At 64.1% G+C, this 11210-nt stretch carries 11 protein-coding genes and 1 pseudogene; 7 read left to right on the forward strand and 5 right to left on the reverse strand.

All coding sequences use genetic code 11. The annotated features are described in order from the left end of the window. The 4 genes from VTU_RS35085 to VTU_RS0119310 all read right to left on the reverse strand — a co-directional run. The coding region (locus VTU_RS35085) for a hypothetical protein (protein WP_236610806.1) at positions 1-193 on the reverse strand (193 nt) is incomplete at its 3' end. Positions 194-383: 190 nt separating this feature from the next. Beyond that, the gene (locus VTU_RS0119300) at positions 384-1646 is read right to left on the reverse strand and encodes a type II toxin-antitoxin system HipA family toxin (protein WP_010107604.1); all 1263 of its coding nucleotides are present in this window, start codon (positions 1644-1646) and stop codon (positions 384-386) included. Then, positions 1636-1968 (reverse strand): helix-turn-helix domain-containing protein, encoded by a 333-nt coding sequence (locus VTU_RS0119305; protein WP_010107607.1) that lies wholly within the window; start codon positions 1966-1968, stop codon positions 1636-1638. Before VTU_RS0119305 ends, VTU_RS0119300 begins: the two co-directional genes overlap by 11 nt. An 81-nt stretch (positions 1969-2049) precedes the next feature. Continuing rightward, positions 2050-3531 carry an AMP nucleosidase gene (locus VTU_RS0119310; protein ID WP_010107609.1) on the reverse strand — a complete coding sequence of 494 codons (1482 nt, stop codon included), beginning with the start codon at positions 3529-3531 and terminating at the stop codon, positions 2050-2052. 285 nt (positions 3532-3816) lie between these two features. Here VTU_RS0119310 and VTU_RS28745 point away from each other — a divergent pair. The 5 genes and pseudogenes from VTU_RS28745 to VTU_RS30820 all read left to right on the forward strand — a co-directional run bounded on the left by VTU_RS28745 (position 3817) and on the right by VTU_RS30820 (position 9102). Further along, positions 3817-5915: pseudogene (locus VTU_RS28745) on the forward strand (3-hydroxyacyl-CoA dehydrogenase NAD-binding domain-containing protein). A gap of 62 nt (positions 5916-5977) precedes the next feature. Beyond that, on the forward strand, positions 5978-7153 hold the full coding sequence (locus VTU_RS0119325) for an acetyl-CoA C-acyltransferase (RefSeq protein ID WP_010107614.1): 1176 nt from the start codon (positions 5978-5980) through the stop codon (positions 7151-7153). A gap of 157 nt (positions 7154-7310) precedes the next feature. Then, complete coding sequence (locus VTU_RS0119330; protein ID WP_010107617.1) at positions 7311-7694, forward strand: helix-turn-helix transcriptional regulator; 384 nt, start codon at positions 7311-7313, stop codon at positions 7692-7694. Next, positions 7694-8335: a HipA N-terminal domain-containing protein gene (locus tag VTU_RS31910; RefSeq protein ID WP_081479887.1), complete on the forward strand. Its 642-nt coding sequence runs from the start codon at positions 7694-7696 to the stop codon at positions 8333-8335. The genes VTU_RS0119330 and VTU_RS31910 overlap by 1 nt, the downstream gene beginning before the upstream one ends. Beyond that, the gene (locus VTU_RS30820; RefSeq protein WP_010107619.1) at positions 8272-9102 is read left to right on the forward strand and encodes a type II toxin-antitoxin system HipA family toxin; all 831 of its coding nucleotides are present in this window, start codon (positions 8272-8274) and stop codon (positions 9100-9102) included. Before VTU_RS31910 ends, VTU_RS30820 begins: the two co-directional genes overlap by 64 nt. Before the next feature lie 56 nt (positions 9103-9158). On the opposite strand, the gene VTU_RS35895 is transcribed toward VTU_RS30820, so the two are convergent. After that, positions 9159-9410, reverse strand: coding sequence for a DUF6444 domain-containing protein (locus tag VTU_RS35895; RefSeq protein ID WP_407702323.1), 252 nt, complete (start codon positions 9408-9410; stop codon positions 9159-9161). Between VTU_RS35895 and VTU_RS33030 the strand changes: the two genes are divergently transcribed. Both VTU_RS33030 and VTU_RS0119345 read left to right on the forward strand, forming a co-directional pair. Next, the gene (locus VTU_RS33030) at positions 9297-9581 is read left to right on the forward strand and encodes a hypothetical protein (protein WP_010107622.1); all 285 of its coding nucleotides are present in this window, start codon (positions 9297-9299) and stop codon (positions 9579-9581) included. The two genes, VTU_RS35895 and VTU_RS33030, sit on opposite strands and share 114 nt — an antisense overlap. Before the next feature lie 234 nt (positions 9582-9815). Further along, positions 9816-10988 carry an RHS repeat domain-containing protein gene (locus VTU_RS0119345; protein WP_010107624.1) on the forward strand — a complete coding sequence of 391 codons (1173 nt, stop codon included), beginning with the start codon at positions 9816-9818 and terminating at the stop codon, positions 10986-10988. Positions 10989-11210 lie beyond the last annotated feature (222 nt).

The following is an 11210-nucleotide window of genomic DNA, read 5'->3' on the forward strand; positions in this document are numbered from 1 at the left end:
GTAGGTAGCTCAGAAAGAGGAGCGCGCGAGGCTTGGCTACAGCCAAGTGTTCACTGCCGAGTAGGTAGCTCAGAAAGCGAAAAGATGGTGAAGCAAGGGGGCGGCGCGGTTCACTGCCGAGTAGGTAGCTCAGAAACGAGCAGTTCAGCACCGCTGGAAGCGTCGGGAGTTCACTGCCGAGTAGGTAGCGCAAAAAGCGACGCAATCGTGGAGCACCTGAAAAACGTCGTTCACCGCCGAATAGGCAGCCCAGAAATTATCAACAATATTGGCCTCACCGTCATTCCCCATCTGCGATGCCTCCTTTTATTCGCTCCTGAATTGCCAATATCGGCGAAAAATCCGTTCGTAGCCTGCCAAAGGTGAACACCGGTATAACCGACTTACGTATCGGATTGCCTTTCGAAAAAGAAGCCGTCAGGCAGGATGGCCGGAGCGATGTAGTCGATGTCCTTGGCCGACACGCCGCAGGCAAGGAAGCCGTCGCGCCAATGCCGGACGACATTGACGAGTTGATCGATTTGCCCGCGCGCCTCTTGCGCTGACAAACCGAAACGCCCTGCCTGCGACAGGAGGTTGTAGATGCTGGCGGTGCGACCGTAGTCGCCGATGGTCAGGGCCAGGTCGCGCCGCTCCAGGCTGAGCACGGGTGCGGGCACGAGGTCGTAGGCCGGAGACAGCCGCCATCCCTTCTGCCTGCGCAGCAGGGCGTGGTTGCGCGGATGGTCATCGTTGTTGGTCACGGCGGCATTGAAGACCATCCGCCTGAAAAGTTCGGCGCAGTCGGCTTCCGGTTTGTCCGACCAGCGGCGCAGGTTATCGGCCATCAACGGGTAGGACCAGCGTTCCCGGTCCAGGTGGCTATCGCCGCAGGCGAGCACGGTCAGGCCACTGACGAGACCGAAACGCAGGTAACCCCCGTCGGTGTAGTCACGATCGAAGCGCTGCAACATCAGCACGTCGCTCGCGCCGACCTTCTCCAGCCGGGCTTGCGTGGCGTTCAAACCGGAGCGGCGTGCCAGGTCGAGCGTCGCAAATTCGACCCGCTGCAGATTGAAGCGGTCATCTCTGGCGGGAAACTTGCCGAGCCAGAGACTTTGCGCGTCCTCGATCGTAGCCTTCGGCCGCGCACCGCCCATGCTGGTGCCAGGGTCGATCTGTTCGAGCAGATGGGCGGCCACTGGGCGCCCCGCTTCGATCGCCTGCGTGGCCGCGATCAGCTCGGCCAACTGGTGCGTGCGGTTGTACTGGCGCCTGGGCGCGGGCGGTTCGGCCTTCAGTCCGAAGCTCAGGTACCCTGCCCCGTCTTGCGGTCCATGCAGCAAATAGTCGATTTCCTGGAGGTCAGCCACGCTGCGCTCGAGCCTGTGCTCGATTACGCGCCGTCCCCAGGCGTCGGGGCCAGCGTCTCGAACTGCGCCGGGAATCCCCTTGAGCTGGGTGAACGCGAAGACTTCCTTGGCAAGAGGCAGTTGGAATGGATCGAGTGCAATCGCCTCTCGGCGCTGAAGGTAACGGTCGCCGTAGCGAAACCGCCCTATCTGCGTGCCGTCGGGCAGCGTCTGCACCCTGAGCAGCGCTGCCGGTACCGTTTCCAACGTGCCGGGTAGCTGGACGTAGACGTAGGCTTCCCGCTCAGAAGTCATAGTCGTCGCTTGCCTTTCGGGCCTTGCCCGCCCGCGTGGGGCGACGGGAAGCTTCGAGCGCCTTGCCGTGGAGATCGCTGTCGGGATCCGCAACAGCGTCCAGCGACCTGTCCAGGCCGAGTGCCCACAGTACCGTGAAGCACACGCCGACCGCCGTACCCGGCTTACCGAGTTCCAGCGCCGCGAGGGTGTTTCGATTGATCCCCACCTTGCTGGCGAGATCGGCGATCGACCAGTCGCGCCGAATCCGCGCCACCCGGATGCGCCGACCCAACTGGGCAAGCTGCTCGGTGGCTTGCAGGGGAATCACGAATTTGCTCATTAAATTAGGCGTTATCTACACTCACCGCCCGCCATATTAGGCTTTCTCTACATGGAGTACAAGCCGGACGAAGCGCCGCGCTTACTGAAAGGCCACCTCGGCGAAACTGCGCAGCTTGCGGCTGTGCAGGCGATCCACGCCGCCGTTGCGCAGGATCTCGATCGCGCGCATGCCGATGCGCAGATGCTGGTCCACCCGCTCGCGGTAGAAGTGGTTCGCCATTCCCGGGAGCTTGATCTCGCCGTGCAGCGGCTTGTCGCTCACGCACAGCAGGGTGCCGTAGGGAACGCGAAAGCGAAAGCCGTTCGCCGCGATGGTGGCGCTTTCCATGTCCAGCGCCACGGCGCGGCTCTGGCTGAAGCGGCGCTGGGGCGTGTTGCCGGGCAGCAGTTCCCAGTTGCGGTTGTCGGTGCTGGCCACGGTGCCGGTGCGCATCACGCGCTTGAGGTCGGCGCCGCCAATCTGCGTGACGTCGGCCACGGCCTGCTGTAGCGCCTGCTGGATTTCTGCGAGCGCCGGGATCGGCACCCACAGCGGCAGTTCCTCGTCGAGCACGTGGTCCTCGCGCACGTAGGCATGCGCCAGCACGTAGTCGCCCAACTGCTGGCTGTGGCGCAGGCCCGCGCAGTGGCCGAGCATCATCCAGGCGTGCGGTCGCAGCACGGCGACGTGGTCGGTGATGGTCTTGGCGTTCGCCGGGCCGACGCCGATGTTCACCATGGTGATGCCGCTGTTGTCCTTGCGCACCAGGTGGTAGCCGGGCATTTGCGGCAGGCGCGGCGGGGCCACCCCGAGTTCGTCCCCCGGCTGCGCGGGCAGGTCGAGCCGGCGCGTGACCACGTTTCCGGGCTCGATGAAGGCCCGGTACTCGCTGTCGGGCCGGGCCATTTCGGCGTGGCCCAGGCGCACGAATTCGTCGATGTAGAACTGGTAGTTGGTGAACAGCACGAAGTTCTGGAACCACTCGGGCGCCGTTCCCGTGTAGTGGCGCAGGCGGTGCAGCGAATAGTCCACGCGCGGCGCGGTGAACAGCGCAAGGGGCTGCGCCTCTCCCGGCAGCGCCTGCCAGGTGCCGTTGGCAATGCCGTCGTCCATGGCGGTCAGGTCGGGCAGGTCGAACACGTCGCGCATGAGCGTGCGGCGCCCGGGGCTCAGCGCGCCCTCGATGTGGTCATTCTCGGCAAAGGAGAAGTGGATGGGTATCGGGTGCGTGCTGGTTCCCACTTCGAGTTCCACGCCGTGGCTGGCCCGCAGCAGGCGGAACTGCTCCGCGTAGTAGCGGGCAAACAGGTCCGGCCGGGTCAGGGTGGTTTCGTAGCGCCCGGGGCCGTCCACGAAGCCGTAGGCCAGTTTGCTGTCCGCACGCGCCACGGTGCTCGTGTGCACGCGCACGAACGGGTAGAAGGCGCGCACCGCGGTGGCGGGCGTCTGACCCGCGACGAAGCGCTGCATGGCCGCGCGCAGGTGTTCGATCTGCTGCTGATAGATGCGCTGCACCTGGGCCAGCGCATCGGCCGGGTCGGTGTGGCGCGTGGGGGCGATGAAGTCGGCAATGAGGACCATGCCCCCATTGTCCACAAGCGGCGCATGCCCGGGTTGTCGTGCTGCATGCGCACGGCCATCGCCTGCCGTGCGCGCCTGCCTTGGGCGTCGATGCGCAGCAGCAGTTGATGCGCCGGCTGCAAGGCCACACCGCCGTGTCGCCACCTTGACAGACAGCGTGGTCCGCAAGGGATGGCCGGGTGTTTGCAATTGAAATCCCCTTCCATGGCGCCAAAAAAGCCATCCGTTGCCCCTACAATTAAAACGCACGATCGTTCTTTTTCCATCCTTCAAAGGAACTACAGCATGAGCGCTGAATACGCGGTCCACGGCCCGGTTGCCGTGATCACCCTGGCCAATCCGCCGGTAAACGGGCTTGGGCTCGCGACCCGGCAGGGCATTGCGGACGGCCTGGCCCGCGCGCAGGCGGACGCGGCGGTCACTGCGATCGTCATCACGGGCGCCGGCAGCGCTTTCTCCGGAGGTGCCGACATCAAGGAATTCGGCACCGGCAAGTCCCTCCAGGAACCCAGTCTGTCGTCCGTGATCGCGGCCATCGAGAACGCGTCCAAGCCCGTCATTGCCGCGCTGCACAGCGTTGCCATGGGCGGCGGGCTGGAACTGGCCCTGGGCTGCCACTACCGCATTGCCGCACCCGGTTGCAGCATCGCGTTTCCCGAGGTCCGGCTGGGCCTGCTGCCGGGCGCGGGCGGAACACAGCGCCTGCCGCGCGTGGTCGGCGTGGAGGCGGCGCTGAACACGATCGTCAGCGGCGAGACCGTGAAGAGCGAATTCATCGGCGCCATGCCCGGCCAGAAGCTGTTCGACAAGATGTCTGCTTCGGCCGAGTCGCTCGCCGCCGAGGCCCTGGCCCTTGCGCAGAGCGTGGCCGGCGTGCGCCCGCTGCCGCTGGTGCGCAACCTGCCCTGCAAGCACCCCGCGGGCGACGCGTACTTTCAGTTCACGCGCAACATGATCAAGGGCATGGCCGGGAAATTCCCCGCGCCCGCGCGCTGCGTGGACGCGATCGAGGCCGCCACCCGGCGCAGCTTCGACGATGGCGTGCAGGTCGAGCGCGCGATTTTCATCGAGTTGATGTGGACCCCCGAGTCGCGCGCGCTGCGCCATCTGTTCATGGCCGAGCGCGCGGTGTCGAAGATTGCGGAGTGCCGGCCGACACCCCCCGGCGCGAGATCCGGGCCGTGGCCGTGATCGGCGCCGGCACCATGGGCGGCGGCATTGCCATGAATTTCCTGAACGCGGGAATCCCCGTGAAGATTCTGGAAACCCGCCAGGAGGCGCTCGATCGCGGCATGGCCACGATGCGCAAGAACTACGAGTCGCAGGTCAAAAAGGGCAAGCTCACGCAGGAGCAGTACACGCAGCGCATGGCGCTGCTGTCGCCCACGCTCGACTACGCCGATCTCAAGGACGCCGACCTGTTCATCGAGGCAGTGTTCGAGGAAATGGGCGTCAAGGAGGCCGTGTTCCGGCAACTCGACGCCGTCGCCAAGCCCGGCGCGATCCTGGCGTCGAACACCTCCACGCTGGACGTGGACCGGATAGCCGCCTGCACCCGACGCCCGCAGGACGTGCTCGGAATGCATTTCTTCAGCCCGGCCAACGTGATGAAGCTGCTCGAGGTGGTGCGCGGCAAGCAAACCGCCAAGGACGTGCTGGCGACGGTGATGGCGCTGGGCAAGCGGATCAAAAAAACCTGCGTACTCTCGGGGGTGTGCGATGGCTTCATCGGCAACCGCATGCTCGAGCAGTACGTGCGCCAGGCCGGTTTTCTGCTCGACGAGGGCTGCACGCCCCAGCAGGTGGACCAGGCCATGGAGAGTTTCGGCTTTGCCATGGGGCCGTTTCGCGTGAGCGATCTGGCGGGCAACGACATCGGCTGGGCAATCCGCAAGCGCCGCGCCGTCGAACGTGCCGAGATGAAGTACAGCCGCACGGCGGACAAGCTCTGCGAACTCGGCCGCTTTGGCCAGAAAACCGGCGCCGGCTGGTACGACTACCAGGCCGGTAAGCGCGACGCGATCCCGAGCGCCTTGGTCGAAACGCTGATCGAGGACCAGCGCAAGGAGCTGGGAATCACGCCGCGCAAGATTGCCGAAGAGGAAATCGTGCAGCGCCTGGTGTTCGCGCTGATCAACGAAGGCGCGCACATTCTGGAGGACGGCATTGCCAGCAAGTCCAGCGACATCGACATGGTGTACATCACCGGCTATGGCTTCCCGCTGCACCGCGGCGGCCCCATGCACTACGCCGGCGAACTGGGCCTGTTCAACGTGGTGCTGGCCATGGAACGCTTTGCCAAAAACCCGCTGGACGACGCCGCGTTCTGGAAGCCCGCGCCCTTGCTCGCCAAGCTGGCGGCGCAAGGCAAGGTGTTCGACTGACCGATGCAAGGCCGCACCGGGCCACCGTCGGTGCGCTCACCCACCCCTGAAAGGATTTCCCCATGACCCGCGCAGTGATCGTTTCCACCGCCCGCACCCCGCTTGCCAAGAGCTGGAAAGGCGCCTTCAACATGACCCATGGCGCCACGCTCGGCGGCCACGCCGTGCAGCATGCCGTGCAGCGCGCGGGAATAGCCGCAGCCGAGGTGGAGGACGTCCTCATGGGCTGCGCCACGCCCGAGGGCGCGACGGGCGCGAACATCGCGCGCCAGATCGCGCTCCGGGCGGGCCTGCCGGTCAGCACCGCGGGAGTCACCGTGAACCGGTTTTGCTCCTCCGGCCTGCAAACCATTGCGCTGGCGGCGCAGCGCATCATCACGGGCGAGGCCGAGGTGTTCGTCGCCGGCGGGGTGGAGAGCATCTCCTGCGTCCAGCAGGAGGTGAACCAGCACATGATTCAGGACCCGGCGCTGGCCCGGCAAAAGCCCGAGATCTACTGGAGCATGCTGCAGACCGCCGAGCAGGTCGCCAAGCGCTACCAGATCGGCCGCGAGGCCATGGACGAATACGGCGCCGCGAGCCAGCAAAAGGCCTGCGCGGCGCAGGCCGCTGGCCGGTTCGACGCGGAAATCGCCCCCATCACCGTGACCGCCGGCGTGCTGGACGAGGCGGCGGGCTTGGTCACCCGCAAGCTCACGGTGAGCCGTGACGAGGGCCTGCGCGAGGGCACGACGGCAGCGGCCCTTGCCGGCATCCGCCCCGCGCTGCCCGGTGGACTGATCGCGGCCGGAAACGCCAGCCAGTTCTCCGACGGCGCCGGTGCCTGCGTGCTGACCAGCGAGGAATACGCGAGCAAAAAGGGCCTCCAGCCCCTGGGCCGCTTCCTGGGCTTTGCCGTGGTCGGCTGCGAGCCCGACGAAATGGGCATAGGCCCCGTGTTCGCCGTACCCAAGGTGCTCGGCAAGCTGGGCCTGACCGTTGACGACATCGACCTGTGGGAGCTCAACGAAGCCTTTGCCGTGCAGGTGCTCTACTGCCGCGACCGGCTGGGAATTCCCGCAGACCGCCTGAACGTCAACGGCGGCGCGATCGCCGTCGGCCACCCCTACGGCGTATCGGGCCAGCGCCTCACGGGGCACGCGCTCATCGAAGGCCGGCGCCGTGGCGCGAAGCGCGTGTGCGTGACCATGTGCATAGGCGGCGGAATGGGCGCAGCGGGCGTCTTTGAGGTGCTCTGAGTTGGAGGCGGCGGGGGGCCCCTGCCCCCTGCCAACCGCGCTGCGCCAAGCCGTTGCACGGCTTTCCGGATGGGCTGCGGTGGCGCAACCATACCGCGCCATTAAAGCCGCATATATGTTGCCTTAAACAGGCTCCTTGGCTAATATATGCGCTGTTATGAGTGCAAAAACCATCCCATCCCTGCGTGCAGGGGCCGAGCTTTCCAAACTGGGCAATGACATCGCCATCGCACGGAAACGCCGCCGCTTCACGCAACAGCGTTTGGCCGAGGGGGCCGGTGCCCATGTTGCAACCATCCGCCGTCTGGAAAAAGGGGATCCCGGCGTGTCCCTGGGTGTGCTTGCGATGGTGCTCATGACGCTCGGGGAGAGCGACAGGATTGCCAACTTGCTGGACATTGCCAAGGACGACGTCGGGCTTGTCCTCAGCGTGAACGATCTACCTCAGCGCATCCGGCCAAAGCGGCAGCGCAAAGCGGTGGCGGGGTCGCAGGATGTGCCAGAGAGGCATTCGGATCGTTCTGAACCGGAGGCATTCTGATGGGGCAAAAGATTCTCAAGGTTTGCCTGGGTGAAGCGGGGTTGGAGGTTGGCACACTGTGGTTCGAGTCGGCTGCAGGCCGCGAGCATTCCAGTTTTCAATACGATCCGGCATGGCTTGAGCATCCCCGGAGTTTTGCCATTGCGCCGCTGTTGCCGTTGGAGGCCGACAGAAGGTTCTTCAAAAGCCGGAACGAACAAACCTCTTCATTGCCGTTGCCGATTGCAGATACCACACCTGACTCTTGGGGACGGAGCATCCTTCGGAAGGATGTCCGTTTCAATCGAAGAGAAAGCGGGCCACTTACCGAGATGGATTTCTTGACGGCGGTGGATGATTTCAGTCGAATGGGCGCTCTGCGTTTTCGGGAAGTCGGCGATGCCCAGCCATTTCTTGCCGCCGGGTACGGTGGACGGCACTTGATTCCGCCATTGTTGCATCTGGATCAACTGGGTCAGGCAATTGCCAGTGCGCAGAGCGACGAACCGGACATGGTTGCGTTGCGCCGGCTTCGACAAGTAGGCACTACACTGGGGGCGCCCGTCCCAAATGCTCCATCATTGACACGGATGGCAGTTTGGCTGTCGCAAAGTTCACGTCAAGGTACGACACGCATGCGGTCGAGAGGGCCGAGGTACTGACACTGAAATTGGCGCGCATATGCGGACTCGATGTGCCCAAGGCACGCATCGAGATGAGCGACGGCTTGCCCGTGGCGATCATCCAGCGCTTCGACCGCTCGGATAAAGGCCGCATTCCTTTTATCTCGGCCCAGACCATGCTCGATGCTCCAACTGCGACCGGGGGCACGTATGTGAGTCTGGCTGACACCATCCGCCAGCACACCGCGTCTCCCCACGAGGAAATGCACGCGCTTTTTCGGCGTGTGGGCTTCAGCATTCTTGTCTCAAATGTTGACGATCACTTGAAGAATCACGGCTTCCTGTATGCCGGTAATGGGAAATGGCGGCTATCGCCTGCTTTCGATGTCAACCCTGCCCCTGAGCGGTTTCGCGAACTCAAGACAGCCATCGCTGATCCGGCGGATCCAAGCTCCTCTATCGCGTTGCTGATGGATCATTCATTCTGTTTCGAGATCGATCCGGATAAAGCGGCCCAAATTGTGGGATCCATGGCCAAAACGATTCAGATGAACTGGCGCGTGCTGGCACACGAGGCAGGCATGAGCCGGGCAGAGGTTGGGGATTACCGCTTGGCGTTTGAACATGAAGAGGCGAAATACGCCGCGCGTGCGGTGGCGCCGACTGTCGTTGCGCCGGGCTTGGAACCACAGGCAGCAGATACCGCAAAAGGTAGCATGCAGCGCCAACCCCGCAAAGACATCGCCGCAGCCACGCCGCAAGCGCAATCCGACAACGTGGCGGACGGCTTCGATCCATCCCCATGAATGGGAATGGATGTGCAATCGTAACTACTCAGCCCCCGGACCCACGGCCCAGCCGATCAACCAAAGCGAGGCTGGACCGGAGAGTCCTCCTTCGCGCGCGGGCCGTACTTGTGCAATGACTTGGGCTGGGGCTTGTTGAACCCATCACTGGAGGGTGGCTTGCTGGAGTTGCAGTTGTTCAGATTGAGCCGCGCTTGCAGTTCGTTGATCTGCGCCGTCAGCAACTGAACACCGCCGCATTGGACGAAGCGCTGTTCCAGAACCTGCCCGCGGGCCGCTACAGATTCCGCGCACGCGCGGCAAACCACCAGGATGCGAGCGGACGGCTGCTCAGCAAACCCGGAATCACGGTCAACCAGCCGGTCTTCCTGAACTACAACGCGATCAACGTCGAATGGAGCGTGCGCGGAATCACGATCCAGGACCACTACGAGGTGACGCTCAACGCCACCTTTAATTCCTGGTGGAACTGTCGGTAACACTGCAAGCCAAACAACGCATCACGATCCCATACCGCGTCATTGCCCTGCAATCACTGGACACAGCGGCGGACAGCGGCAACGCGTCGGGCGGCGGGTGCGACAACTACAGCAACACCCTGAACGTTCGGGTGCGGGAGCGGGCTCGGGCGGGTTTGGGGGAGGCAGCGGCAGCAGCACGCCGATCAAGATGAAGGGCAGGCGGTGCGTATACGTGGCCACGGGAGGAATGCAGTGCAACTGAACAACACGCAGGCGAAAAAGATGCAAGAAACCCTGCTGACTTGGATCGAAGCGCTAAAACGCAGCAGCAGGGCTGTGCTGCTGGTGCTCGCGACAGCGGTCCTGCTGCCCGCGCAGGCGCAGTCCATGGCAGCGGCGCAGGTCACACTGCCCAACGGCTACCTGAATCTGCGCTCAAACGATTTGGTCGTCAGCAGCGCAATGGGCCCCATGCGCTGGACCCAGGAATGGGACGGCCATGAATGGCGCTTCAACCCGCAATGGGAAAGCCTTTCGCAGAATTGGAAAAACCTCACGGGGAGCAGCAGCGCCAGCGCCGAGATCGGCGCCACCACCAGCACGGGAGACTCCGGATGCTGGATCTGGGTTGACGATGACTGGCAGCCCTCGCTGCAAATGACCGTCGGCGGTGGCGTTGTCATGGTCGACGGCGTTGCGCAAGCCAATCCCATGGTGGCCAAACGCAGCACCCCCTTCAACCGCAAGATCAGCGACGGCAGTTCCGCCGACTACCCAGCGCCCCAACGGGTCAGCCTTGACTACGCCGCCCTGTGCCCCGGAACCAAGGCCCAGTTTGTGGATACGGAAGCCATCCGCCGCGGCAGCCAGCTCTTCATGGGCGACGCCGGGCGCTATACATTCGACAATCGATCCGTTCTGGAAAAACGCCCGATCCAACAGCTGCCAGCCGCCTCGACGACAGCAAGCCACACCCGTGAGGACTCCACCCGCACGCCCCCTGCACCCCCGGCACCCGAGAGCACCGCCAAAGGCTTTCGCTGGAGCAAGAGAAACGGCGACTGGATGGACTACGACGCCCAAGGCCAGGGCGTGGCCTTTGGCGACCGCAACGGCAACACCATCTGGCTGCAGCGCGACGCCCAGGGCCGGCTGCTGAGCACGGTCGATGACAGCGGCCATACCCTGCTGAGCTTTCACTACACGGGCGAACTGCTCACCGAAGTAAAAGACTACCCCCTGGCCACCGTGGCGGGCGATCTGCCATCGCGCTCGATCAAGTACCAGTACGACGAAAAAAACCGCCTGACCCAAATCACGGACCCGCGCGGCAACACCATCCAATACGCCTACGATGCGGCTAACCGCCTGATCCGGATCACGGACCAAGAGGGTCGAACAGAGCGCATCGTCTATGAGGGGTGAGGGGCTCCTCGTCGTTTCGTGTGGAAACCAACATGCACAATAGCCGCTGGTAGCGGACGCCAGCGGGCAGGTCGCCTCGGGCCTGTCCACAGGTCCACCAAGTTGATGTTGAACATGGGAGTGTCTGATGGGTGTTGAACTGGAAGCGCTGTTCACCAATGCGCTGGGGCTGCAAGCGCCGTGGGTTGTCGAGAACGTCAAACTCAACACCACCGACCGCCG

Source organism: Verminephrobacter aporrectodeae subsp. tuberculatae At4, from assembly GCF_000193225.1.
GTDB classification, from domain to species: domain Bacteria; phylum Pseudomonadota; class Gammaproteobacteria; order Burkholderiales; family Burkholderiaceae_C; genus Acidovorax; species Acidovorax aporrectodeae.